23 protein-coding genes, 1 tRNA gene and 1 pseudogene are annotated in these 23,310 nt (G+C 65.6%); 10 read left to right on the top strand and 15 right to left on the bottom strand.

What is annotated here, in order from left to right; genetic code table 11:
- Positions 1-16: 16 nt before the first annotated feature.
- The 3 genes from ACNSN7_RS09435 to ACNSN7_RS09425 form a co-directional block, all read right to left on the bottom strand.
- On the bottom strand, positions 17-1,636 hold the full coding sequence (locus ACNSN7_RS09435; RefSeq protein WP_418282027.1) for an ABC transporter substrate-binding protein: 1,620 nt from the start codon (positions 1,634-1,636) through the stop codon (positions 17-19).
- A 156-nt stretch (positions 1,637-1,792) separates the two neighbouring features.
- Complete coding sequence (locus tag ACNSN7_RS09430) at positions 1,793-4,045, bottom strand: NADP-dependent malic enzyme (protein WP_418282026.1); 2,253 nt, start codon at positions 4,043-4,045, stop codon at positions 1,793-1,795.
- Positions 4,046-4,125: 80 nt separating this feature from the next.
- Positions 4,126-5,244 carry a DUF7544 domain-containing protein gene (locus tag ACNSN7_RS09425; protein WP_418282025.1) on the bottom strand — a complete coding sequence of 373 codons (1,119 nt, stop codon included), beginning with the start codon at positions 5,242-5,244 and terminating at the stop codon, positions 4,126-4,128.
- Between the two features lie 135 nt (positions 5,245-5,379).
- On the opposite strand from ACNSN7_RS09425, the gene ACNSN7_RS09420 reads away from it, so the two are divergent.
- Both ACNSN7_RS09420 and ACNSN7_RS09415 read left to right on the top strand, forming a co-directional pair.
- Entirely contained in the window at positions 5,380-6,177 is a 798-nt protein-coding gene (locus ACNSN7_RS09420; protein ID WP_418282024.1) for a DUF7117 family protein, read from the top strand.
- A 24-nt stretch (positions 6,178-6,201) separates the two neighbouring features.
- Positions 6,202-6,429 (top strand): DUF7385 family protein, encoded by a 228-nt coding sequence (locus tag ACNSN7_RS09415; RefSeq protein WP_418282023.1) that lies wholly within the window; start codon positions 6,202-6,204, stop codon positions 6,427-6,429.
- 27 nt (positions 6,430-6,456) lie between these two features.
- Here ACNSN7_RS09415 and ACNSN7_RS09410 read toward each other — a convergent pair whose 3' ends face one another.
- Genes ACNSN7_RS09410 through ACNSN7_RS09390 form a run of 5 tightly spaced genes read right to left on the bottom strand, consistent with a single transcriptional unit; the run spans position 6,457 to position 10,056 of the window.
- The gene (locus tag ACNSN7_RS09410; RefSeq protein WP_418282022.1) at positions 6,457-7,308 is read right to left on the bottom strand and encodes an NAD(P)/FAD-dependent oxidoreductase; all 852 of its coding nucleotides are present in this window, start codon (positions 7,306-7,308) and stop codon (positions 6,457-6,459) included.
- Positions 7,309-7,351: 43 nt separating this feature from the next.
- Positions 7,352-8,149: an archaeal proteasome endopeptidase complex subunit alpha gene (gene psmA, locus ACNSN7_RS09405; protein ID WP_418282021.1), complete on the bottom strand. Its 798-nt coding sequence runs from the start codon at positions 8,147-8,149 to the stop codon at positions 7,352-7,354.
- 4 nt (positions 8,150-8,153) lie between these two features.
- Positions 8,154-8,633 (bottom strand): Rpp14/Pop5 family protein, encoded by a 480-nt coding sequence (locus ACNSN7_RS09400; protein ID WP_418282020.1) that lies wholly within the window; start codon positions 8,631-8,633, stop codon positions 8,154-8,156.
- 36 nt (positions 8,634-8,669) lie between these two features.
- A complete protein-coding gene (locus tag ACNSN7_RS09395) occupies positions 8,670-9,308 on the bottom strand; it encodes a class I SAM-dependent methyltransferase (RefSeq protein WP_418282019.1) in 639 nt (212 codons plus the stop codon).
- Complete coding sequence (locus ACNSN7_RS09390; protein WP_418282018.1) at positions 9,289-10,056, bottom strand: RNase P subunit p30 family protein; 768 nt, start codon at positions 10,054-10,056, stop codon at positions 9,289-9,291. Before ACNSN7_RS09390 ends, ACNSN7_RS09395 begins: the two co-directional genes overlap by 20 nt.
- A gap of 151 nt (positions 10,057-10,207) precedes the next feature.
- On the opposite strand from ACNSN7_RS09390, the gene hemC reads away from it, so the two are divergent.
- From hemC to ACNSN7_RS09375, 3 genes and pseudogenes are all read left to right on the top strand, one after another.
- The gene (hemC, locus tag ACNSN7_RS09385) at positions 10,208-11,404 is read left to right on the top strand and encodes a hydroxymethylbilane synthase (RefSeq protein ID WP_418282017.1); all 1,197 of its coding nucleotides are present in this window, start codon (positions 10,208-10,210) and stop codon (positions 11,402-11,404) included.
- A pseudogene (cobA, locus tag ACNSN7_RS09380) lies at positions 11,401-12,219 on the top strand (uroporphyrinogen-III C-methyltransferase); the annotation flags it as partial. The gene hemC and the pseudogene cobA, both read left to right, overlap by 4 nt.
- Positions 12,193-12,993, top strand: coding sequence for a uroporphyrinogen-III synthase (locus ACNSN7_RS09375; protein WP_418282105.1), 801 nt, complete (start codon positions 12,193-12,195; stop codon positions 12,991-12,993). The pseudogene cobA and the gene ACNSN7_RS09375, both read left to right, overlap by 27 nt.
- A gap of 21 nt (positions 12,994-13,014) precedes the next feature.
- Here the strand turns inward: ACNSN7_RS09375 and ACNSN7_RS09370 are convergent, their stop codons facing one another.
- From ACNSN7_RS09370 to ACNSN7_RS09360, 3 genes are all read right to left on the bottom strand, one after another.
- Positions 13,015-13,695: a molybdenum cofactor guanylyltransferase gene (locus ACNSN7_RS09370; RefSeq protein WP_418282016.1), complete on the bottom strand. Its 681-nt coding sequence runs from the start codon at positions 13,693-13,695 to the stop codon at positions 13,015-13,017.
- Between the two features lie 209 nt (positions 13,696-13,904).
- Positions 13,905-13,989 (bottom strand) — tRNA-Leu (locus tag ACNSN7_RS09365).
- Positions 13,990-14,042: 53 nt separating this feature from the next.
- Positions 14,043-14,384 (bottom strand): ferredoxin, encoded by a 342-nt coding sequence (locus ACNSN7_RS09360; protein WP_418282015.1) that lies wholly within the window; start codon positions 14,382-14,384, stop codon positions 14,043-14,045.
- A gap of 197 nt (positions 14,385-14,581) precedes the next feature.
- Here ACNSN7_RS09360 and ACNSN7_RS09355 point away from each other — a divergent pair, with 197 nt between their 5' ends.
- Together ACNSN7_RS09355 and ddh are read left to right on the top strand one after the other, a co-directional pair.
- Entirely contained in the window at positions 14,582-15,724 is a 1,143-nt protein-coding gene (locus tag ACNSN7_RS09355) for a thiolase family protein (protein WP_418282014.1), read from the top strand.
- 102 nt (positions 15,725-15,826) lie between these two features.
- A complete protein-coding gene (ddh, locus tag ACNSN7_RS09350; protein WP_418282013.1) occupies positions 15,827-16,774 on the top strand; it encodes a D-2-hydroxyacid dehydrogenase in 948 nt (315 codons plus the stop codon).
- A gap of 36 nt (positions 16,775-16,810) precedes the next feature.
- Here ddh and ACNSN7_RS09345 read toward each other — a convergent pair whose 3' ends face one another.
- The 4 genes from ACNSN7_RS09345 to ACNSN7_RS09330 all read right to left on the bottom strand — a co-directional run bounded on the left by ACNSN7_RS09345 (position 16,811) and on the right by ACNSN7_RS09330 (position 20,454).
- Positions 16,811-17,779, bottom strand: coding sequence for a carbohydrate kinase family protein (locus ACNSN7_RS09345; RefSeq protein ID WP_418282012.1), 969 nt, complete (start codon positions 17,777-17,779; stop codon positions 16,811-16,813).
- A gap of 274 nt (positions 17,780-18,053) precedes the next feature.
- Positions 18,054-18,776 carry a CPBP family glutamic-type intramembrane protease gene (locus tag ACNSN7_RS09340; RefSeq protein WP_418282011.1) on the bottom strand — a complete coding sequence of 241 codons (723 nt, stop codon included), beginning with the start codon at positions 18,774-18,776 and terminating at the stop codon, positions 18,054-18,056.
- 365 nt (positions 18,777-19,141) lie between these two features.
- Positions 19,142-20,071 carry a CPBP family intramembrane glutamic endopeptidase gene (locus tag ACNSN7_RS09335; RefSeq protein ID WP_418282010.1) on the bottom strand — a complete coding sequence of 310 codons (930 nt, stop codon included), beginning with the start codon at positions 20,069-20,071 and terminating at the stop codon, positions 19,142-19,144.
- Positions 20,072-20,076: 5 nt separating this feature from the next.
- Positions 20,077-20,454, bottom strand: a complete 378-nt coding sequence (locus ACNSN7_RS09330; protein WP_418282009.1) for a hypothetical protein — start codon at positions 20,452-20,454, stop codon at positions 20,077-20,079.
- A gap of 102 nt (positions 20,455-20,556) precedes the next feature.
- Here ACNSN7_RS09330 and ACNSN7_RS09325 point away from each other — a divergent pair, with 102 nt between their 5' ends.
- From ACNSN7_RS09325 to ACNSN7_RS09315, 3 genes are all read left to right on the top strand, one after another.
- Positions 20,557-20,901: a helix-turn-helix domain-containing protein gene (locus tag ACNSN7_RS09325; RefSeq protein ID WP_418282008.1), complete on the top strand. Its 345-nt coding sequence runs from the start codon at positions 20,557-20,559 to the stop codon at positions 20,899-20,901.
- Between the two features lies 1 nt (position 20,902).
- The gene (locus ACNSN7_RS09320) at positions 20,903-21,226 is read left to right on the top strand and encodes a DUF7521 family protein (RefSeq protein ID WP_418282007.1); all 324 of its coding nucleotides are present in this window, start codon (positions 20,903-20,905) and stop codon (positions 21,224-21,226) included.
- Between the two features lie 487 nt (positions 21,227-21,713).
- On the top strand, positions 21,714-22,973 hold the full coding sequence (locus ACNSN7_RS09315; protein WP_418282006.1) for a magnesium transporter: 1,260 nt from the start codon (positions 21,714-21,716) through the stop codon (positions 22,971-22,973).
- The last annotated feature ends 337 nt before the right edge of the window (positions 22,974-23,310 follow it).

Here is a 23,310-nt window from a genome sequence, read left to right as displayed (position 1 = left end):
GACGGCGGTACGCGAGTTACCGGAGCGACATCTCGTACGCCCGCGAGTACTCGTCGGGCGTCGGCTCCCATTCGACCCGCTGATTCAGGCCGTAGACGAGGTACTCGCGGTTCAGGAAGACGAACACTCCGAGATCGTGTGCCCGCTGGCATGCGTCCATCAGGAGCTGTTCACGGGTGTCGACGTCGGTCTCGCTTTGCGCCTGTTCGATCAGGTCGCCGAGCTCCTCGTCGACGAACGTGTACTGTGAGGTCCCCTCGGTGAGCCACGGGAGGAGGTTCTGTTCGGCGTCGAACGTCGTGTTCCCCCAGCCGATGAGGAAGAAGGGCGGCGACGACGTGATGTCGCCGTCGAGCAGCTGTCCGGCCAGTTCGCCGAAGTCGCGCATGTTGATCTCACAGCTGACGTTGTCGAGGTCGTCGATGAAGTTGACGCAGGCCTGTGCGATCTCGTCACTGCGGAGGTACCGACCCGCCGGCACGTCGAGTTCGATCTCCACGCCCGCGTGGCCGCTCTCCTCGACGAGCTGTTCGGCCATCTCGGGATCGTACGGATACGGATCGATGTCGGGGTTGTATCCGAAGTAGCCTTCGAGCGTCGGCTGGCCCGTCGGATCGCCGAAGCCGGAGAGCACGTTGTCGATGATCGAGTCGAGGTCGATCGCATAGTTCATCGCCTGCCGGAACGCCTGGCTGTCGAACGGTTCGACGTCGTACCGCATCGGAAGCATGAGGATCCGCGTGCTGGGTCCGTCCGCGATGTACGTGTCGTCGTCGCCCTCTATCCCGCCGGCGTCCGCCGGCGACACCGCGGTCGCGACGTCGATCTCGCCCGCACGGAGGCTGTTGACTCGCGTGCTCGTCTCGGGTGAGGCGTCGATACGAACGCTTCCGATCTCGGCTTCGCCGTCCCAGTAGTCCGGGAAGCTGGTGAAGTCGGTGTACTCCCCGTCGACGAACTCCTCGAGCTGGTACGGCCCGGTTCCGTTCATCTCCTGAGCGACGTCCGCGGGATCGCGGTCCATCACCCACGACTCCTGCATGATCGGACAGTACGACCCGAGATTCGAGAACGTCGTCGGCGTCGGTCCGTCCGTGTGCGCGACGATCGCGCGCTTGCCGTCGACGACCTCGGCGTCCTCGATGCCGGCCAACTGGTCCGTCTGCGGGCTCGAGAGGTTCCCGGCGTCGTCGATGACGACACGCCGAATGCTGAACGCGCAGTCGCTCGGCTCGAGAGCGTCCCCGTTGTGGAACTGCACCCCGTCACGGATCTCCAGTTGGTAGCGGTCGTCGTCGACGATCTCCCAGTCCGTCGCGATCGCGTCGACGAGGTTGCCGTCGAGGTCCCGACCGAGAAGGAACTCGTACGCCTGGAGGATCACGTTGTCGGTCGTCGTCTCCCGATGGTCGTGCGGATCGAGCGTCGTCGGGTCCTGCGTCTGGGAGATGTGGATGTGGTCGTCGGCGTCGTCCCCGCCGGTGTCACCGGTATCGTCGCCGTTACCGTCGTCGTCACCGTTCTCGAGATCGTCGACGTCCTCGCCGGTACACCCCGCGATCGCGGCCGCACCCGCGGCGCCGGCGAACTGGAGGTAGTTTCGTCGACTAATTCGCTCACTGGTACCTTCTGGCATACAGGGCTGAAAGTGACCGCACTATAAATAGCCAGCGCTCGAAGTGAACGGACATTTCCACGCAGCTACGACCGAACCGACCGGGTATTGCGGGGGTGAGACCACACGGCTCGACCGTCTGTGACCCCGAGAGTCACTCGTCTGTGACCCCGAGAGTCACTCTTGTGCGTCGACGACTGCGACGCCGCCGAGGTTGACGATGTCTTTCACCTCGTCGCCGCGCTGGAGCACGTGGACCGGCTCGTCCATCCCGACCAGCATGGGACCGATGGCTTCCGCACCGCCGAGCCGCTGGAGCAGCTTGTAGCCGATGTTCCCGGATTCGAGGTTCGGGAAGATGAGCACGTTCGCGGCCTCGTCGAGTTCGGCGAAGTCGTACGTCCCTTCGAGGATCTCCTCGACGACGGCGGTGTCGGCCTGCATCTCACCGTCGACCGGGAAGTCGATCTCGGGGTCGTCGTGGAGGATCTCGACGGCGTCCCGCGACTGGCGGGTGCTTTCGTTGTCGACGCTCCCGAAGTTGGAGTACGACAGCATCGCCGCGCGCGGCTCGACGTTGAACCGTCGAGCGAGCTCGGCGGTGTGTCGGGTGATCTCGGCGAGCGTCTCCTCGTCCGGATCCTGATTGACCGTCGTGTCGGCACAGAACACGACGCGATTCTTGAACGTCAGCATGTAGACGCCGGCGACGGTGTCCGTGTCCTCGGCGGAGCCGATCACCTCGAGGGGCGGGCGAAGCGCGGACGGGTAGTGGTGGGTCAACCCCGTCAACATCGCGTCGGCGTCACCCGCTCGAACCATCACGCTTCCGAGGTAGTTCGTGTCCCGCTCGACCAGTTCATTGGCCTCTCGACGCGTGACTCCCTTCCGTTTCCGCAGCTCGTGGAGCTGTTCGCCGTACACGGAGACGTCGCGCTCGGACGGGTCGACGATCTCCGGCGAGAAGGAGAGCCCGAGCCGTTCCGCGGTGCGCCGGATCGACGTCTCGTCACCGAGCAACACCGGCTCCGCGATGCCCTGCTCGGAGAGCTGGTAGGCGGCCCGAATCATCTTCTCGTCGGTGCCCTCCGCCAGTGCGATGCGTTTCGGGTCACTTTTCGCCTTGTTCAACACGACTCGCATCATCTCGCGGGACTTGCCGAGACGGGCTTCGAGCCGCTCGCGGTACCGTTCGACCTCGATGTCCGTTCTGGCACAGCCGGAGTCCATCGCTGCCTGTGCGACCTTCGGAGCGATCTCGAAGAGCACGCGGGGGTCGAGCGGTTTCGGGATCACGTAGTCGGGGCCGTACTGGAGCGGATCGTCGCCGTACGCCTTCACCACGGCGTCGGGGACGTCCTTGCGGGCGAGTTCCGCGAGCGCCTCCGCAGCAGCGGCTTTCATCTCCTCGTTGATCTCGGTCGCTCGAACGTCGAGCGCGCCGCGGAAGAGGAACGGGAACCCCAACACGTTGTTCACCATGTTCGGGTAGTCGGAGCGCCCCGTCGCCATGATCACGGTGTCGTCGCGGGCGTCCTTGGCGTCCTCGTAGGTGATCTCCGGGTCGGGGTTCGCCATCGCGAAGATGATCGGGTTATCAGCCATCGAGCGAACCATGTCTTGGGAGACGATGCCACCGACCGAGAGGCCGACGAACACGTCCGCACCCGCCATCGCGTCCGCGAGGTCACCGCCATCGACGTCGCGGGCGAACTCGCGTTTGTACTCGTTGACCTCGCCGGCGTCCGCACGCGCCTCGGTGATGATCCCCGAGGAGTCACACATCGTGATGTTCTCGCGTTTCGCACCGAGTTCGACGTAAAACCGCGCGCTCGCTAGCGCGGACGCGCCGGCTCCGGAGAACACGATCTCCAGTTCCGAGAGGTCCTTGTCGGTGATGTCGGCCGCGTTGATCAGCGCCGCGCCGGAGATGATCGCGGTGCCGTGCTGGTCGTCGTGGAAGACGGGGATGTCCATCTCCTCACGGAGTCGCTCCTCGATCTTGAAACACTCCGGTGCCTTGATGTCCTCCAGATTGATCCCGCCGAACGTCGGCTCCATCGCGGATACCGTCTCACAGAACGGCTCGACGTCATCGATGTCGAGTTCGATGTCGAACACGTCGATGTCGGCGAAGCGTTTGAACAGGACGCCTTTCCCCTCCATGACCGGCTTCGACGCCTGCGCACCGATGTCGCCGAGGCCGAGCACCGCGGTGCCGTTGGAGACGACCGCGACGAGGTTCCCTTTAGCGGTGTACTCGAACGCCGCTTCCGGGTCCGCGGCGATGTCCAGGCACGGGGCTGCGACGCCCGGCGAGTACGCAAGCGAGAGGTCTCGCTGGGTGTTCGTCGGCTTCGTCGTCGATATCTCGATTTTCCCCGGCGGTTCCTGCCGGTGATACTCCCGCGCGTCGTCGTCTAGTCCCATGTGTTACGCCTTTCACGAACAGGGTAAAAAGCTATTCGTCCCGTCGATCCTTTGTTTCGACGAACGTCGAATTGCGTGGTTCACTCCGTCGATCCGTCTCCGTCGTCCGAGTGCGTCGTCTCCTCCGAAGTCTCCGGCGTCGTCTCCACCGGCGTCTCCGGCGTCGTCTCCCCCGAGGTCTGCGACGGCGGGTTGCCCGGCGTCTCCGACCGCGGATCGATCTCGGCGGCGAGCAGCGCCAGATCGGGGTCTATCCCCCCGAGCGTCGACACCTCATAGGCGATCAGGTACGTCCGGGTGAGCAGGCGGACCGGCAACAGCACAGCGACGATCGCCACGAACGCGAGGAGCGCGACGACGGCCACCGCGACGAGGCCCGTGGTCGTGCCGGTAAGCGCGGCGAGCCCGCCGAGGACGCCGGCGACCACGAGCAGTGCGAGCGCGGCGAGCACGAGGCCGATGCCGCCGACGAACAGCAGAACCACCCCCTCGGCGATGGAGACGGCGAGGGCGACGAAAAAGTGGATCACGAGGTAGACGACGAACTCCGTCCACGACTCTCGAAGCGGGGTCAGGAACCGCTGCCACGCGGCGACGGGTCCCGCATCACGGAGCACCATCACGGGGACGACGAACTCGAAGGTGAGTCGGGCGACGAGGAGGCCGACGACGACGAGACACACCCCAGCCACGACCGCGGCCACCAACACGCCGGTGGAGAGCGCGTCGAACGCGACGAGGCCGCGCTCGCTCGCCAGCGCAGCGAGCGCGAACGGGCCGCCGAGCAGGAGTCCGAGGAGGACCGAGAAGACGAACAGGCCGACGGCCTGCCTGAACCGACGCGTAAACGGTCGCCACAGTCGGACCTCGTTCGTCCGGAGCGCGTCATAGAAGACGAGGCGGAGTCCGAGCGAGAGGATCGCCAGCAGGATCGACGCCACCGTGATCGCGACGCCGATCGCGGTCAACGAGTCCGATCCGATCCCGACCTCCGCCGCGAGCGCGACGAGGTCGCTCCAGCCGAGGGTCGTCGCTTCGACGCCCGGGACCGGCGGCACCGAGACGTTCGTGCTGACCCCGACTCCCATACACAGCACGAGGAGGGCGAGTTTCGTCCAGCGGACGAGACCAAAGGGAAACAGGAACCGACGGGTCGCGTCGACCGCGTCGTCGACCGCGTCGACGGCGTGCCAGGTCATACCTCCGATTCTTCGGGATGGCTTAAATATCATCACGTCGTGCGGAACTGTCCCACCGTCCGAATCTCGTGAGCTCGGAGCCATCGTGAGCTCGGAGCCACAGCGTTTTAGCGCGGACGCGACGAACGCGTCCGCATGAAGGTCCGTGGCGAGCGCGAGTGTCGGGAGTGCGGGACGCGCTGGTCGTACTACGAGACGGGCAGCGTCGCGTGCCCGTCGTGTGAGAGCCTCCGAAGCGTCGGTGTCGACGAGCGGACGGCACACACCGACGCCCCCGCGACGCTCGACGTGAGCCGGTATCGGTCCCGGTTCGGCGAGGCGCGAGGAACGCTTCCGGAGGAGGGCGTCGACGACCTGAAAGGCGAGCTTCGGGGGTTCCTCCGTACGCGCGGATTCATCCGGGGCGGCGAGCTCCTCCCGTTGGACCGGACGTACCTCGCCGCACGGGAGCTGTTGGAGGTCGTCGACGCGTACGACCGGCTCGTCGAGCCGACGGACGACGACCGCGAGTACCTGCTCGCGCTGCTCGCCGGCGTCGAGGACGGGGACCGTCCCGGGGTCGCGGCGGTCCCCGACTCGCTCCGGGACGCCCGCGGGGCGGCCGCGGCCCGCGCAGTCGGGGAATACCGCGACGACCTGCTCGCGTTCCTCGACGAACTCGACGGCTTCGAGCACACCGACGGCGACGGTGCCGAGGCTCCGACAGTCACGGTCGAGGGTCCGGATCCGGCCGGACGCGTCGCGCCCGCACGAGAGACGCTCGAACGACTCCGCGACCGGACCAAACGCGTCGAGGCGCTCCAGGGCGATGTCGACCCCGCGGTCGCGGACGCGCTCGTCGCCGCCGTCTCGGCCGTCGGCGAGTACGTCCGAACCGGCGAGACGGAAGCGCTCGCCACGGCGCGAGCCCGAATCGGCGACGCGGAGTTATAAACCGAGCCGACGGGAAGCACGCGTATGACCGGCTTCGACGTTCACGATCACCGTCACGCGCTGAAACAGCTCCGGGACACGGGCGAGACGAGCCTCTGGGAGAACCGGAAGGGAGTCCCGTGTCCCGCCTGCGAGGAGCCGTTCGAGCGACTGTTCACGACGCGGAAGGCGACAACGCGGTTCCCCGCCAACGACGGTGCGCCGTTCTGTCTGGTCCGTGACGGCGAGGCGGTTCACCTGTTCCGGCACTGAAGACCGCGTCAGTCGTTTGTATGCGGGTTACTCGTCGTCGGGGAGCCGCCCGAGATCGTCGTCGACGAGGCTCGGGTGGGTGCGCTGGCGCTCGTCGTGCGGCTCCGCGAAGTACTCGCGCATGGCGGCCATCGACTCCCGTTCTCTCGCGCGACGTTCCGTCTCCGAGATCTCCTCACAGCCGGGGGGCACGTCGCGGTCGCGGTCGGTGAAGTAGCCCTCGGGCGCGACCCAGTCGTGGTAGAAGGGGACCTCCGAATCGTGGATCAGCGTCGTCGCGACCTCCGCGCCGTTGCCGGCGGCGATCACCGTCTGGTGGTACCGTTCGGCGAGCCGCCCCGCGACGTACACCCCGTCGACGTTCGTCCGACCGAGGCCGTCGTCGTCGACGTAGCGTTTCGACCCCGCATCGCGGATCTCGACGTCCAACGCGTCGAGATAGTCCGGGTCCGCCCACGACGCCGCGATCACGCGTTCGGCAGCGACGCGGTATCCATCGGCGTCGCCATCGTCCGACTCGTCGGCGGCGGAGCCGCCCTCGCGCTCGACGGTCGCGACGAACCGCGCGCCGCCCTCGACCGACTCCGCCGCGTCCGTCGTCCCCTCCGCACGGTCGAGCCGCGTGACCCGTCCGTCACGCAGATCGACGCCGCTCCGGGTCGCCTGCGACCGCAGCATGTCGAGGAACAGCCGCGGGTTGACGCCCGCCGGGAACCCGGGGACGTTCTCCAGATGTGCGTTCCGCTTCACGATCGGTTCGCCCGCGTTCACGACGAGCGTGTCGAGACTTGCCCGTCCCGTGTACACGCCCGCGGTGAGCCCGGCTACGCCGCCGCCGATGATCAGTACCTCGTAGGTGTCGACCGACTGGTCGCTCATGGGTTCGTTCCCGTGGACCTGATATATAAAGAGCCGCGATCGGCTACTCGGCGGTGCCGTCGTCGTCTGCGTCGCCCTCATCGCCCTCGTCGCCCTCGTCGTCGTCCTCGCTCGCGAGCAGGTCGCGATCGTCGAGGATCGCTTCGAGCTCCTCGTTCGAGGGCTCCGTGAACGTCTCGTCGTCGACGGTGATCGTCGCGACGCCGACGCCCTCGGGCGTCAGCTCCTCGTCGTTCGTCTGTCCGAGCGCGTCGAGCGCGAGTCCTACCGCCTCCTCCGTCGAGAGCCCCGCGTCGTACTCCTCCTCAAGGTAGTCACGGAGATCGCTCCGGTCGGAGCCGATCGACAGCGCCTTCCACTCGTACGGGGTTCCGGACGGGTCCGTCTCGAACAGGCGCGGCTGGCCGTTCTCGATGCCGCCGACGATGAGCGCGACGCCGAACGGACGCGCGCCGCCGACCTGGGTGTACTGCTGGATGTGGTCGGTGATGTTCTTCGTCAGCGTCTCGATTCCGATCGCCTCGCCGTAGCGCAGGCGGTTCACCTGCGCCTGTCGGCGCGCGAAATCGATGAGCTGTCGCGCGTCCGCGACGTGGCCCGCGCTCGCGACGCCGACGTGGTCGTCGGCCTTGTGCAGTTTCTCGACGCTCTCCGGCTCCATCAGTGGGGAACGGGCGCGCTTGTCGGCCGCGAGGACGACGCCGTCGGCGGCACGGACCCCGACGCTCGCCGTCCCGCGTTTCACTGCCTCCCGCGCGTACTCGACCTGATACAGTCGACCGTCGGGAGAGAAGATGGTGATGCCGCGGTCGTACGCCTGTTGTTGGGATTGGCCCTGCATGATATCACTCGATGTCGAACGCCGCCGCGCCGACGAGCCCCGCCTCGGTCCGCACGTCGTACGCGTCTCCGCGCACGACGGCGGTCGACTCGGCGTCACCGAACGCGACGTCTCGCTGTTCGTAATTTCCGCCCGCACGACCCATATATCTTTCCTCACAGGCACGCACCGTCCCGGATATTCCACGAACGTGGATCCCGACTGGGTCGCCGTCGACCCCGCTCACACAGGCGATCGCCGCACGCGCCTCGTCGACGTGGCCGTGTCGCACCCGAACGACGGCCTCGCCCTCGCCGTCGGCGAATCGGAACGTGAGCAGCTTCAGGTCCGCGTCCGCGCTTCCCGTGTCGCCGATCAGGTTCCCGGCGGCGTACCAGACCGCTCGCTGAAACCCGCGGCGAGTGAGGTCGGCGTCGGGCCACGCCTCGATCCCGACCGCGAGGTAGCGCCACCGCGGCCGGAGGTGTTTCGGGAGGTGTTTCATGTCGCCCGCTCCCGACCGTGGCGGCTCATCGGTCGATCACTCCGCCCCCGGAACCTCGTCGCCCGATCCGATCCGCTCGGCGACGAGCACGGCCACCTGGTCGTGAACGCGCTCGGCGACGACGACCGCGAAGCCGACGTCGGTGAACGCCTCGACGAGGGTTCCGACGGTCGCCGGGTCGTCGACGTCGGGATCGTAGAACGGCTCCGACGGGTCGGGCTCCTCGAAGAACGCGACGTCACCCAACACGATCCGCCGTGCGCCCGTCTCGGCCATGGCGCGGATCGCCGCTCGCTTCTCGTCGTCCGCGAGGTGATGGAGCGCGAAGTTCGAGACGACGACGTCGATCCTCGTCCCCGGACCGACGTTCGGCTCACGGAACTCCCCGTACGCGAACTCGACGTTCTCGATCCCCCGCTCGGTCGCCTTCCGGCGGGCCTCGTCCATCATCCCCTCGCTGATGTCGCGACCGATGACGCGGGCGGCGTCGGGCGCGAGCGCCAGCGCGATCGCACCGGTTCCGGTCCCGAGATCGAGCACGACGTCGTCGGACTCGGGGGCGGCGTACTCGATCACGAGGTCCGCGCAGGCGCGGTATTCGTCGCTCTTGGCGTCGTCGTACTCGGCCGCTTTCGCGGAGAACCGCTCGGCGTGTTCATCGACGGGTCTCTTCATACCTCCCACGTCGAACCCCCGGCTCTATGAAGGCCTCGGAGCGTCGGTCCCGGTTTCGAGCGGCGATCTCACCCCACGCCGCGAGGCCCTCCCGGATCCAGTCGGCGTCGAAGCCGGCGGTCTCGGCGACGGCGACGACCTCGCGCGGCGCTCGGAGCTCGAGATGCGACGCCGCGTTCGCGCTCACGACGTGTGGCGCGTCGTAGTACGTCACGATCTCCCGGAGCTTCCGAAGGCCGGCGAGCGCCCGAACGCGCTGCCCACCGGTCGACCGGAGGACGGGACCGAAGTCGAACTCGACGTGGACGTCGTTGTCGCGGGCCGCCTTCGCGAGCACGTGGTTGAAGCCCCCTCGCGCGCCGGCGGGACGGACGAGTACGTCGACGCGCGGCTCCTCGACCGCGTACCTGTTCAGGCGATCGTCGCCGCCGCCGACACAGACGATCGTGTGGTCCGATCGGTGGGTACCGACCGCGCCGCCCGCGCGTCCGGGATCGTCCGCGTCGATCTCCACCGCGTCGACGACGTCGATCCCGTATTCCTCGCGGAGCGCACCGATCGACCCGCCGCTCGGTGCGGCCGCCCCGTCGCGATCGTCGACCGCCTCACTCGAACCGGCTGCATCGCTCACGTCGAGCGCTTCTCGCGTCCGCACAACGATCCCGTCGTAGCCGTGGCGGGCCGCCGTCCGGGCGTGGCGAGCGACCGTGGCGTCGCCGTCGGGATACGCGTGAACCGCCTCGTACATGGTCGACCGTTGCGCGCGCAGGGGTTTCGTCGTTGCGCTTTTAGGCGGTGTCGGATCGTCCGGCTCCGGACGCCCCTCCCACCCCATCGCGTCCGGACAGCGTGACGACGGAACTGGTGTCCTTTTGAAGGCGGGGAGCCTGCGTTCACGCATGACCCAGACGCTCACGCTCGCGACCCGCGGGTCGGACCTAGCGATCCGACAGGCCGGGACCGTCCGCGACGCGTTAACGACCCGTCGACGCGACGTCGACATCCGGCGCGTCGAGACCCGCGGCGACCAGATCTCCGACGAACTGATCCACCGGCTCGGACGAACCGGCGCGTTCGTCCGCGCGCTCGACGAGGAGATCCTCTCGGGCGACGCCGACCTCGCGGTCCACTCGCTGAAGGACGTCCCGACGGAGGGGATGGACGACCTCGTCGTCGCCGGGATCCCGGAACGCGCCCCGTCGGGCGACGTGCTCGTCCACCCGAACGGGCTCGGAGTCGCGGACCTCCCGCCGGGGTCGATCGTCGGGACCGGATCGCTCCGTCGGACCGCCCAGATCAAAGCAGCCCGACCCGATCTCGCCGTCGAGCCGATCCGCGGCAACGTCGACACCCGAATCGAGAAGCTCCTCGCGCCGGGGCTGCAGGCGGAACACGAGCGTCGCCTGATCGCCTCCGGCGAGGTCGACGAACTCGGCGAGAGCACCGATATCGACGAGGACGCCGAGGCCGACGAGGAGTTCGACCGCACCGTCGAGGAGTGGTTCGACGACCTCTCGGACCTCGAACGCTCGGCGATGGAACGGCGCGTCGACGTCGAGTACGACGCCCTTGTGCTCGCGGAGGCCGGGCTTCGCCGGTCGGGACTGTACTACGAGGTCCCGACGACTCGGCTCCCGCGCGACGAGTTCGTCCCCGCCGCGGGACAGGGAGCGATCGCGGTGACGGCCGCGGATCCGGACGTCGTCGAGACGGTCCGATCGGCGATCGACCACTCGCGGACCCGGGTCGCGACGACCGTGGAACGGACGGTGTTGGCCGAGCTCAACGGCGGCTGTATCGCGCCGATCGGCGTCTCCGCGCTCGTTCAGGGCGGATACGTCCACACCCGCGTCCGCGTCCTCTCGACGGACGGGACGGAGGAGGTCGCCGACACCCGAGACCTCCCGATCGGGTCGTACGCGACCGCGGCCGAAGAGTTCGCGTCGGACCTGGCAGAGCGCGGTGCGGCGGAGCTGATCGATCGGGCCCGCGAGGAAGCGGGGTCCGACGGGGAAGCGACGGGGGACGAAGCGGGGTCCGACGGGGAAGCGACGGGGGACGAAGCGACCGACGGGGAAGCGACGGGGGACGAATGACTGACGACGCATCCGGAGCGACCGAGGCACCCCCGACGAGAACCCGCGACGGCGACGTCGGGACGGTGTACCTCGTCGGCTCCGGTCCGGGCGATCCGGACCTGCTGACGGTCAAAGCCGCACGCCTGCTCGAAACCGCCGACGTCGTCCTCCACGACAAGCTCCCCGGTCCGGAGATCCTCGGCGAGATCCCGGAGGCGAAACGCGAGGACGTCGGCAAGCGGGCCGGCGGGGACTGGACGCCCCAGGAGTACACCAACCGGCGGCTGGTCGAACTCGCGAGCGAGGGCAAAACCGTCGTCCGGCTCAAGGGCGGCGATCCGTTCGTCTTCGGCCGGGGCGGCGAGGAGGCCGAGCACCTCGCGGAGGCCGGGATCCCGTTCGAGGTCGTCCCCGGCGTCACCTCCGCGATCGCGGGCCCGGCGGTCGCCGGAATCCCCGTCACCCACCGCGACCACGCCTCGTCCGTCTCGTTCGTCACCGGTCACGAGGACCCGACGAAGGCGGAGTCCGCGGTGGAGTGGGAGGCGCTCGCGGCGACGGGCGGCACCATCGTCGTCCTGATGGGCGTCGGCAAGCTGCCGGAGTACACCGCCGAGCTCCGCCGGTCGGGCATGGACCCGGAGACACCGGTGGCGCTCGTCGAGCGCGCGACGTGGCCCGACATGCGCGTCGCGACGGGGACGCTCTCGACGATCGTTGACGTCCGCGACGACGAGGGGATCGAGCCGCCGGCGATCACCGTCATCGGTGACGTGGCGGGCACCCGTGACCGCGTCGTCGCGTTTCTGGAGAACGCGGGGTCGGCTCCCGTCGCCCCGAGACACGGCTCCGCGAACGACGCCCCCCGAGTCGCCGTCTTTCGACCCGACGACGAGCGGATCGACGACGCCGTCGATCTCCTCTCGGCGCTCGGAGCGGACCCGGTCCCCGATCCGATGCTCGCCGTCGACCCGACCGATGCGACTCCCGAGGGCGCGGAGTACGTCGTCCTCACGAGCAAGACCGGCGTCGAACTCGCCGCGGCAGCCGGCTGGGAGCCGAGCGCGTCGACGCTCGTCGCGATCGGGCCGGCGACCGCCGCCGCCGCCCGCGAAGCCGGGTGGCCCGTCGATATCGTTCCGGACGAGTACACCTCGACGGGGCTCGTGGAGCGGTTACGGGAGGAGGTCGACGGCGTTCGCGTCGAGGTTGCCCGGTCGGACCACGGCAGCGACGTCCTCCTCGACGGGCTCCGTGACGCGGGAGCGGAGGTCGTCGAGACGGTCCTGTACCGCCTGACACGACCGGACGGGGCCGGGGAGTCCGCGGAACTGGCCGCAGCCGGCGATCTGGCTGCGGCGGCGTTCACCTCCTCGCTGACCGTCGAGCACTTCCTCGACGCGGCCGAGGAGCGCGGACTCCGGGCGGAGGCGATCGCCGGCTTGAACGACGCGGTCGTCGGCGCGATCGGTGCGCCGACCGCGGCGACCGCCGCGGCACACGGGATCGACGTCGACGTCGTCCCGGACGACGCCGAGTTCGAGGCGCTCGCGAGGGCGGTCGTCGAGGCGCTCGACACCGTCGACGCCGGGTCGAACGAGGTGTAGCCCTGGAAGACGCGACGCGAATCACGTCGGCGAGAGCGCGCTCCGGATGAACGCCTCCGTGTCATCCAGTTCCTCGCGTGTGTTGACGTTCGCGAAGGTTCGCTCTGTCGTGCGTTCGCGGATGGCGTCGTCGCCGACGACGGCGTACTCGAGCTCGGAGAGCGGATCGAGGATCTTGCGGTCGCCTCGAGCGAGCGCCCGATCGCAGGCGTCCCCCATCGCGTCCGCGTTATAAACCGCTTGCGTCGTCTGGTACCAGCGATCCGCCAGTTGCGGGACGGCGGCGTCGTGACCCGTGGCCTCGGCGAACAGGTGGGACACGAACGCCGGATCGACGAACGGCATGTCGCAGGCGACGACGAACGCGTACTCGCCTCGAGCGGCGCGACAGGCGTTTCGGATCCCCGCCATCGGACCCTGATCCGTCTCGTCGTCGAGCGACCACCGGATCGGGAGCCTGGCGTCGTCGAGCGCGGTCGCGATCGCCGCTCGCTGGTCGGGCCGACAGTTGACGACCAGTTCGTCGACGACCGGATCGCCGCCGGACGCACGGTCGGCACCCGGCGGGATCGGGTCGTCGTCGCCCGCCAGCCGGTTCGCGACTCGACGTACCATCGGAACCCCTGCCAGCGGTGCGACGGATTTGTCGGTGTCGCCGAACCGCGTCGAACGCCCCCCCGCGACGATGGCTCCGGTCCTCATACGTCGATCGTGGTTCCCCGGGGACTTCGCGTTTGCCCTCCGCTCGCTTCCGGGATCGACACCGTCCGATCCGCGGCGCTCACGTTATGTGAGCGCCGCGATATGCGGGGGAAGGGATTCGAACCACGGTCACTCCGCACGACACCGTTCCCTGATTCGAATCCCTACGGTCCGATCCGCGCCGCTCACGTCGTGTGAGCGCCGCGGAATGCGGGGGAAGGGATTCGAACCCTCGAACCTCTACAGGAGCGGATCTTAAGTCCGCCGCTTTTGGCCAGGCTCAGCCACCCCCGCGCACCTCCCGCTTTTCGGGGCGCGGTCAAACCCCTTTCGGATATCCGTCCGGACTACCAGTCGACAGAGAGGGTGCCGTCGCCGTGCGGGTCCGGCGCGATCTCCTCGTCAGTTCGCCGATCGACGACGTGGATGATCCCCCGGTCCTTCTTCGCCGGACACGCCTCGGCGGCGCGGACGTTCTCGGCGAGCCGCTCTTCCCCGATGTAGTACGTGTTCGGCTTCGCCATCCCCGTCGTGATGTCCATCTCCCACGTGTCGGCGACCTCCGCGCACTTTCCCGCCCCGAAGCACTTGTTGGCCTCGAACACTATCTTATACGGCTTCTCCTCGATCGGTGGCCCCTCGCCGCCGACGTCGCTCGGAGACACGACGCCGTCCTCCTCGGTACTCATGCGCGCAGGTTCGTGTCGGTCGACCTTTCGTCTGTCGGTCGATGACCAACCCGGACCCCAGAGCGACGACCGCTCCATCGCCCCGACTGACGACCTCCTAGCGGAGCATCTTCGTCGGAGCTGATAAACTATAAATCTATAATAGATTTACTTTGGTTCCACTCCCCTTTAAGGGTGTGACGTGACTGTACTCGGGTATGACCGAGGAGACGACGCCCGTGATCGCGGCCGCGTATCGAACCCCACAGGGACGAGACGGGGGCGTCTACGAGAACGTGCGCAGCGAGGACCTCTCGACGCGCCTCATCGACCACACGCTCGCGGAGACGGGACTGACCAGCGACCACGTCGACGACCTCATGTGGGGCGTCGCCCAGCAGCGCAACGAGCAGGACAACAACGTCGCCCGCGTGATCGCGCTCCTCTCGGAGCTCGGCGAGTCGACGCCGGCGACGACGATCAACCGCTGGTGTGCCTCCTCGATGCAGGCGGTGATCTCCGCGGCCGACGCCATCGCCGCGGGCAACCGCGACTGCATCCTCGCGGGGGGCGTCGAGAGCATGACTCGCGTCCCGATGGACGGCGACTCCTACCAGCACCTCCACCCCGAGCTCTCCGAGCGGTACAACGTCTTTCAGCTCCAGATGGGGATGACCGCGGAGAAGGTCGCCGAGGAGTACGGTGTGAGCCGCGAGGCCCAAGACGAGTACGCGGCCCGGAGCCACCAGCGCGCCGCGGAGGCGACCGACTCCGGCCGGTTCGACGACGAAATCGTTCCCGTGGAGACGGACGGCGGGCTCGTCGAGACCGACGAGGGGATCCGCCCCGACACGACCGTCGAGAAGCTCGCGGAGCTCTCCCCGGCGTTCACCGGGGACGGGACGGTCACTCCCGGCAACGCCTCGCAGATCTCCGACGGGGCCGCGATCACGCTCGTGACGAGCCGGGCGTTCGCCGAGGACCACGGGCTCGACGTGCTCGCGGAGGTGGGAACGAACGCGGTCGCCGGCGTCGACCCGACCGTGATGGGGATCGGCCCGGTCCCCGCGACTCGCGGGCTACTCGACCGTGCCGGCACGTCGATCGACGACTACGATCTGGTCGAGCTCAACGAGGCGTTCGCCTCCCAGTGTGAGTACGCCCGCCGCGAGCTGGGCGTCGACGAGGACGTCTACAACGTCAACGGCGGCGCGATCGCGATCGGCCACCCGCTCGGCGCGTCCGGCGCTCGCCTGCCGGTCACCCTCCTCCACGAGATGGAGAAGCGCGATGTCGATCGCGGGCTTGCGACGCTCTGTGTCGGCTTCGGCCAGGGCGCGGCCGTCGAGTTCATTCGATAGCTCCGGCGCGACCGCCGTTCGGGGGAGCCACGGCGATCCGCTCTCACGGCAGGACGGACCGCGTCGGTTTCTCTTAAGTACGGTCGACACTCATCCCCGTGTATGTCTCTCACACTCGGCGTTCACGAGTCGGTCGAAGCCGTGTTTCCCCCGGACGCGTTCGTCGACGCCATCGCGGGCGACGCGACCGAGACCGGAACGACGGTGCGCGTCGTTCCCGACGACGACGCGGCGGCGCTCCAGGGCGTCGACGCGATCGTGACGTTCGCGTACGACGAGGCGTTTCTCGACGCCGGTATCGACTGGATCCACTCGATCCAGACCGGCGTCGATCGCTTCCCGTTCGACGACCTCGAGTCGGCCGGCGTCGCGCTCACGAACTCCACGGGGATCCACGGCGACGCGATCGGCGACACGATCGCGGGATACATGCTGTCGTTCGCCCGTCGGCTCCACGTGTACCGTGACCAGCAGCGCGACCGCGAGTGGCGGTGGCCCTCCTTCGACGAACCGTTCTCGCTACGCGGCGAGCGACTCTGTATCGTCGGTCTCGGCGTGCTCGGTCGAGGGATCGCCGCCCGCGCCGACGGGCTGGGGATGGACGTCGTCGGCGTCAGACGCACCCCGACCCCGGTCGCGAACGTGAACGAGGTGTATGGCCGCGAGGCCCTCGTCGACGCCATCGCAGACGCTCGGTTCGTCGCACTTGCGCTCCCCCTTACGCCCGAGACCAAGGGACTGATCGGCGCTGCGGAGCTGGAGTCGATGCGCTCGGACGCCTATCTGCTGAACGTCGCCCGCGGCGCGATCGTCGATGAGACCGCACTCACCGAGGCGGTGGCGTCTGGAACGATCGCGGGTGCCGCGGTCGACACCTTCGAGACGGAGCCGCTCCCGGAGTCGTCGCCGCTGTGGGGTCACGAGGAGGTCATCGTCACGCCGCACGCCGCGGCCGCTCACCACGAGTACGCCGACCGTGTCGCGGATATCGTCGCGGAGAGCCTCCGTCGGCAGTCGCGGGGCGAAGGACACGCGAACCGCGTCGTGTGATCTGCCGGGGGGCCGTCGGACGTCGGCGAGGCCCGTTCACTCCCGAAGTGCAGTCGCCTCGGATCGAGTCGGGAGCGCCGTCATCGCGCCCTTTGCCGTCGTCGCCAGCGCCGCCACGGCGTTCGAGAACGCCAGCGCGTCGGCGAGACTCTCTCCGGCGGACAGCGCGGCGATCGCTCCTGCGGTGAACGCGTCCCCCGCGCCGGTGGTGTCGACGTGGTCGACGGCGTACCCGCCGTGTTCGACCACGATCGGTTCATCGGTCGGGTTCCAGGGCGCGCTCGGCTCCGCTCGTGCGAGCGACCCGTCCGCACCTCGCGTGACGAGAGCGGTGTGGGGCCCTGCCGCACAGACGGTCCGAGCCAACGTCGGGGCGTCCTCGTCGTCTGCGTCCTCGTCGACCATGTCCGCGGCGATCAGGTCCTCGGCGGTCGCTTTCACGACGTCCGCGGCCGCGAACGCCCGCAGACAGGAGTCCCCGAAGTCGAACTCGTCGAACAGTTCCGGACGGGCGTTCGGATCGAACGAGACGACGGCGTCGTCGCTCGCCCGTGCCATCAGATCGAACGTCGCCTCCCGGCTCGGCTCGTCCGCGAGCGTGACGCCGCCGGTGTGTACCCAGCCGACCGCCGAGAGCGATTCGTCGGATATCGATCCGGGCTGCAACCGGGTGTCCGCGGTGCCGTCCCGATGGAAACTGAACGACCGTTCGGCGTCGGGATCGAGGCTCACGAACACCAGGCTCGTCGTCGCGTCGGGGTCGCGCTCGAGGAGGTCGGCAGCGATTCCCTCGTCGGTGAGCGTCTCGACCAGGTGGTCGCCGAACGGGTCGTCGCCGACGCGCGTCCAGAACAGCGGCAGCACGTCGAGTCTCGCGAGTCCGACGGCGACGTTGGCCGGGGCACCGCCGGCACGACGGTGAAACGTCTCGACGGCGTGTAGCGGACCACGTTCGTCCGGGATGAAATCGATCAGCGTTTCCCCCGCAACCAGGATCCGTGCCATGGACGACACTCGCGGCCATCCGGTAAGTCGATTCGGGTTCTCCTTCCCCAGATCTCGTTCTCCAGGTTCGACCCCGACCAGTTCGCAGTGATGACGGGAATCGGTGGATCGGCGGGGTCGACGGGATCGGCGGGGAGTAGCGCCGATCGGTCGGGGCCGACGCCACGTGCCGAAACGAATCCGAAGTCACGGCGACCGTACTACCGAGATCCACCGATTGCGAGTTTCACCACGTCCGTTGTGCAAGATGGCAACTGGCGGCTCTGAATGACGTTCACATCGCCGGTCGTCCGGGAATCGTCGGATCAGGTCGATCCGCAGCGAGATACGTTCGCCCGTAATAGAGCAGAATACCAAGCGGAACGCCGATCAGGGCGATGAGCTGACTCAATCCACCCGCGACGGGTTCAGCGGCTTCGAATATCGGCATCGCGTTAATCGTCGCGTGAAAGAGCATCACGAACAGTACCCCGCCGCGAGTACTGTTGTAGACCCATGCCATCACTATCGAAAACAGTGGGAGGAATACGAAGAACCCGACCCATTCACTGCCCTGATATCCGGCACCGCCGCCGATCACTAATGGAACGTGCCACAGCGCCCAGATGATCCCAATTGCGAGCGCCGCGGTGAGTGCTGACCATCGTTCCTGCAGACGTGGTTGCATGAATCCTCGCCAGCCTGGTTCTTCAAGCGCACCCGCAAGAAACAGGACGAATAGGAAATCAATGACGACCGCCGGCGGGTCGATGAGCGACACCTCCACGCCGAACATCCAGGCGATCACTTCCGGAGTCTGGATGAGGACAAACGGAGCGGCGAACGCAACACCGTACCAGTGGAGTCCGACGCCGCGCTTCGGAACGATCTGCCGGATCCACCCACTGACGGCGTAGCCAGCGGCACTCGTAACGACTGCTCCAGCGATGAGCGGGCCCCACGCCACAGGGGCGAGAAGCCACCGTGAGTCGCCGTATCCGAGCGTATCACCGATCAACCAGACACTCCACGACCACGCGAACGTACCGATGAGAAACGCGGGGATCTGGTGACGTCGGATGAAAGATCGGTCCATTGTGTTCGCTCCTTACATATACGCCATCAGTGCTCGTTCACAACCTTCTTACACTGTTCTCCTCTGGCACTCCCGTTATCTCGGCGGCAGAATAATTCTTTCTACATATTGAACCGTTTTCGGCAATGGGACTCTCCCACGTGAGGAACCATCGGTTCTGGGAGCATCGACCCTCTCAGCATCTACACCGAGAGAACACCTCACATTTAAAAATCCAAACGGATGTAGAGATCCTGACGAATTGCTTTCCCAGAAACTGCCATTCCCCTGATCTTGAGACCGCGTTGTCAGTGTTCGGTGTCCGACTGCGTGTCGGTCGGCGAGTTGGGAACTGATAACTGAAGATCTTGTGTGCCCGTTGTGGTGGTGGCGAAGTCGCGGGTTAGACGAGGCGTTCCTGTGATTGCGATCCCCAGTGCGATGAGCGTGAGCACGGAGATCCCGATGATCCCGCCTTCGCTGGCGACCAATTGCCTGAGTACTGGATTGTCCGTGCTAGCATACCCGACGAGACCGACTGCGTTGAACACGCCGTGGAAGATCGCCGCTGGAAGCACGGACTGGGATCGGACAACGAGATAGGTGAACAATGGTGCCATGGCGATACAGGTGATCGTAAACGCGAAGACGCCACTAACAGGAAACGACGGATAGTTGTGCCCGGCGATGATGAGCGGGGCGTGCCAAATTCCCCACACGGTTCCGATTACGAGGGACGCTTTCCAAAAGCCCAGTGGGGCGAGTTCCCACAGCAAATATCCTCGCCAGCCGAACTCTTCACCAAACGCAAGGATACCGTTGACTGTTGCCCCGACACCAACCATACCGCCCAACGCGACGAGCGTCCAGAACGGTCCAGATGGGAGGCCAAAGTGTGCTGGAAGGTCGAGCGAGGTGTCGAACGTCACGCCTGGAACGCCGAGTGAAAGCGCAGTAATTGCCCCAACGACTGGGAGTGGCAAGACTGCAGCGAGCACGAGCCATCGCTGGCGACCGATGCGGAGGCCGACACTCGTAAGCGAGAGTCCGTTGTGTAGACACACGATCAACCCGGCAATCGCGGGCGTAAACATATAGAGCGGCCCGGCAGCGACGATGTGTCTGTCTGCGAGATGCGTGAAACTACTGAACCCCAGAACAAGCGTGGTCAGTATGACCAGAAACTCTGTGAGGTTGCGCGTGTCGATCGGCTCGGATGCTGAGGTAGCTCGACCCATTGGGATCACAGGTTGAGGACGACGATGACGAGTTGGCTCGTTACGACCAGTCCAAGAGTCAACAGCACGACGATGTCGTAGACGGTTCGGAACTCGTCGAAGCGTTCGATTTCATTACTTCGTCGGACGTACTCCAGGACCCATTGAGCGCAGACGTACAGGACCGCTACGAGTACTGGGAACGCGACAAGCACGGGGAGCGTCGAGATATACTCCGGCCCGTAGTGTTGGTAGGTGCCGAACGTCCATCGAACTCGAACGGTACTGCCGAGCGGTCCATACGACGTAACGCTCAACGCGATGCTTCCAATAACGAGTGCAGCTCCTCCGAGTGATGACGGACGTAGCCGGCCCGTCTCGGCGTGAGGGGTGTTTGTAGCCATGATTGGAGTAATGGGAGGACGTTGTATAACCGGTCAAGCACGACTTCAATTCCTGTAGCGGTGGTAATCTCTTTAAAAGTGTAGGAGTGAAACTACAGTATCGTGAGTGAGGGTGACGATATCGAACGTATTGCAGCCGTGCTGGAGGACCCGACAGCACGCAATATCCTCACTGAGACCAGTACTGAACCCATGTCAGCAACTACCTTGAGCGAGCGCTGTGACGTCTCTGAACCGACGATCTATCGGCGGTTAGAAAACCTTCGAGAGTGCGATTTACTTGTCGAGCAGACGCAACTGGATCCGGAACACGGTCATCATCGAACCATGTACGCGACGAATCTCGAACGGCTCACAGTAGAGCTACAGGACGGACGGTTGGAGCTGCAAGTGGATCGTCGCGAAGATCCCGCCGACCGGTTCACCAGGTTAATCGAGGGGATGTGAGATGGATCTTCCGATCTTACAACTCTGGGAACCGGCGATGCCACCGGACTGGGTGATCGTGTTCCAACAAGCAACCCAGATCCTGAGCGTGATTATCGGCGTGTTCATCGCGTACCAGGCCTACCGCGGCTTTCAACGGAACAACAGTCGGCCGATGTTTTTCATCGCCCTCGGATTCGTGCTCGTGCTTGCCGTTCCGTTCTGTATATTTCTCCTGTATTGGATCTTTCCGACTATCCCCATTACAGCCGTCATCATGACCTCTCAACTGAGTCAAGTGTCTGGGCTGGTCGCAATACTGTATGCCTTGTGGATGCCAACATGAACGTAGGAGTGACAGATCGTTCGTTCTCTTGAGAGTGCCTGAACGGTAGTTAAATGCGTTCGTATGCGACAGATCCGATCATCACATTCGGACACTAGTCGAACCTCAGCAGTCATCAAAACCGAACGTGAGTCTCCTACAAGGGATCGCTACTATCGATATCGTGTTCGAAGTTGCGTATACAGCACCGTATACTGCGGACACGAAAGGGGACCACACTGCTGAACAGCGAATCGCCGAGATACCGGTCGGATCCCTCCCGTTAATGACTGTCGCTTTCGGCTCAGTTACGACCGTAGCATTTCCTGTTTTGATGCACCAGACACGTTCTCGGCTCCGTTGATACGACCCTCGAGATGGTACTCATCACGTCGAAGCTATTAGCGTTGGCTCCGTTTTCAGCGTCGTTGGAGCAGCGACTGCCGATAGCGTCTTTTCACGATAAGCAACCGGTCCTCATTTAGTGCTTCACGGATATGCCCCGTGTATGACTCAGCAATCGACGGACATTCAGGAGACGATTGCGATGTCTTCTGTGCCGTCTGATCCCTTTACTGCGCTGCCACGAACGAAGTGGCGGGACGTATTCTTCGGACTACCGGAAGACGTACAGGAGCACCTCGTTGCGGACATGAGCCGATCAGAACTGGAGACGTTTATTGACCGCCTTGATCCGGACGAAGTGACCGAGGTTCTCAGATACACTGACGAAGGGACACGTGACGCCCTTCTCACTACGCTCGATAGTGAACGCCGCGAGAAGATCGACTTTCTGCTTTCGTTTGACCCTGAAAGCGCAGCTGGGTTGATGAGTCTCGATTACGTCACCATCGAGGAAACGCGACGGTTCTCCGACGTGACCGAACGCGTTCGTCGCTTCGAAGAGCGAACGGGGCATGTCCCGACGATCTTCGTCACGGATGATGGTGAGTTACAGGGTGAACTTCCCGGTGCGATACTATCGATAGCCGACGACGCAACCGAGACGATCAGCGACTACGTACAGGAGACGCCGCACATCCGGTACGACCGCGATGACGAAGAGGTGATCGAGGTTTTCAAACGGAACCGTGAGCGTGCCGTCGCCGTGCTCGACGAGGACGATGACGTTCTCGGGGTGATTCACGCCGGGGACTTGTTGCAGTTGCTCGAAGAGGCGCGGGGCGAAACGCTCTACGAGTTCACTGGTGTCGCTGCAGAGGAGAGCGTCCTCGACGGCCCGGGATCGAAGATACGAAGGCGGTATAAGTGGTTGATTCTCAACCTCGGAACCGCGTTTATGGCGGCGGCGGTCGTTGGACTGTTCGAATCAACCATTGCCGCTGTCGCCATTTTGGCGGCGTACATGCCGGTCGTTGCCGGAATGGGTGGAAACGCTGGGACGCAGGCGATGGCGGTTACCGTTCGCGGGATTTCACTCGGTGAGGTGTCCCTCAACACCGGCAAGCGTGTGATCTTCAACGAGGTCGTTGCGGGTGCCGCCAACGGGTTCATAACCGGTGTGCTCGTCGCCGTGATCGCTATCGCCTTCTCATTCGGCGAGTTCGGTCTCTTGCTGGGTGCGGTTATTGGCATCTCGATGGTGGCAAATCTCGTCATTGCAGGGTTTTTCGGTGCCATAACCCCGCTGATACTCGACCGGATCGGATTCGATCCGGCCACGTCCGCGACGATCTTCATCACCACGGCAACCGACGTGCTGGGCTTTTTCGTGTTTCTCGGGTTGGCTCAAGCAGTCCTGTTGTAAGTGCCACCAGTACGTTCTGCCAGCGCCATAAGCGGCGTACTGCCGTCTCGCGAATACAAAACGTGTGCGGGAAAAGTGGGCCGGCGCAGATTACGAACCAGAGCAAGACGGTCGCTCACTTCGTTCGCGCTGCGTCTTGCAGGGTTCGAATCTGCTCGCCATCTCACACCCACTACGGACTCCTCGCTGGCGCTCGTCGTTGCGAAGTGGGGTGAAAATGGGCCGGCGCAGCGCGGAATTACGTCTTTGTGCGACCGACTCAGGGGTCTCTATCTGGCGATACATCTCACTGGACGTCGTTTTGGGTATCATTGGTAAAACCGAGCTTCTCAAGGTG

Origin of the sequence: Halorubrum rarum, assembly GCF_048380895.1 — an archaeon.
Taxonomy (GTDB): domain Archaea; phylum Halobacteriota; class Halobacteria; order Halobacteriales; family Haloferacaceae; genus Halorubrum.
This window is presented reverse-complemented; position numbering and strand designations above follow the sequence as displayed.

What these genes read in the sequence shown, in the direction of transcription:
- ACNSN7_RS09370 (WP_418282016.1), bottom strand. Translation starts at nt 13,695, where the DNA reads ATGAGGACCGGAGCCATCGTCGCGGGGGGGCGTTCGACGCGGTTCGGC.
- ACNSN7_RS09395 (WP_418282019.1), bottom strand. Translation starts at nt 9,308, where the DNA reads ATGAAGAGACCCGTCGATGAACACGCCGAGCGGTTCTCCGCGAAAGCG.
- ACNSN7_RS09400 (WP_418282020.1), bottom strand. Translation starts at nt 8,633, where the DNA reads ATGAAACACCTCCCGAAACACCTCCGGCCGCGGTGGCGCTACCTCGCG.
- ACNSN7_RS09420 (WP_418282024.1), top strand. Translation starts at nt 5,380, where the DNA reads ATGAAGGTCCGTGGCGAGCGCGAGTGTCGGGAGTGCGGGACGCGCTGG.
- psmA (WP_418282021.1), bottom strand. Translation starts at nt 8,149, where the DNA reads ATGCAGGGCCAATCCCAACAACAGGCGTACGACCGCGGCATCACCATC.
- ACNSN7_RS09425 (WP_418282025.1), bottom strand. Translation starts at nt 5,244, where the DNA reads ATGACCTGGCACGCCGTCGACGCGGTCGACGACGCGGTCGACGCGACC.
- ddh (WP_418282013.1), top strand. Translation starts at nt 15,827, where the DNA reads ATGTCTCTCACACTCGGCGTTCACGAGTCGGTCGAAGCCGTGTTTCCC.
- ACNSN7_RS09390 (WP_418282018.1), bottom strand. Translation starts at nt 10,056, where the DNA reads ATGTACGAGGCGGTTCACGCGTATCCCGACGGCGACGCCACGGTCGCT.
- ACNSN7_RS09355 (WP_418282014.1), top strand. Translation starts at nt 14,582, where the DNA reads ATGACCGAGGAGACGACGCCCGTGATCGCGGCCGCGTATCGAACCCCA.
- ACNSN7_RS09360 (WP_418282015.1), bottom strand. Translation starts at nt 14,384, where the DNA reads ATGAGTACCGAGGAGGACGGCGTCGTGTCTCCGAGCGACGTCGGCGGC.
- ACNSN7_RS09320 (WP_418282007.1), top strand. Translation starts at nt 20,903, where the DNA reads ATGGATCTTCCGATCTTACAACTCTGGGAACCGGCGATGCCACCGGAC.
- ACNSN7_RS09430 (WP_418282026.1), bottom strand. Translation starts at nt 4,045, where the DNA reads ATGGGACTAGACGACGACGCGCGGGAGTATCACCGGCAGGAACCGCCG.
- ACNSN7_RS09335 (WP_418282010.1), bottom strand. Translation starts at nt 20,071, where the DNA reads ATGGGTCGAGCTACCTCAGCATCCGAGCCGATCGACACGCGCAACCTC.
- hemC (WP_418282017.1), top strand. Translation starts at nt 10,208, where the DNA reads ATGACCCAGACGCTCACGCTCGCGACCCGCGGGTCGGACCTAGCGATC.
- ACNSN7_RS09410 (WP_418282022.1), bottom strand. Translation starts at nt 7,308, where the DNA reads ATGAGCGACCAGTCGGTCGACACCTACGAGGTACTGATCATCGGCGGC.
- ACNSN7_RS09315 (WP_418282006.1), top strand. Translation starts at nt 21,714, where the DNA reads ATGACTCAGCAATCGACGGACATTCAGGAGACGATTGCGATGTCTTCT.
- ACNSN7_RS09415 (WP_418282023.1), top strand. Translation starts at nt 6,202, where the DNA reads ATGACCGGCTTCGACGTTCACGATCACCGTCACGCGCTGAAACAGCTC.
- ACNSN7_RS09330 (WP_418282009.1), bottom strand. Translation starts at nt 20,454, where the DNA reads ATGGCTACAAACACCCCTCACGCCGAGACGGGCCGGCTACGTCCGTCA.
- ACNSN7_RS09345 (WP_418282012.1), bottom strand. Translation starts at nt 17,779, where the DNA reads ATGGCACGGATCCTGGTTGCGGGGGAAACGCTGATCGATTTCATCCCG.
- ACNSN7_RS09435 (WP_418282027.1), bottom strand. Translation starts at nt 1,636, where the DNA reads ATGCCAGAAGGTACCAGTGAGCGAATTAGTCGACGAAACTACCTCCAG.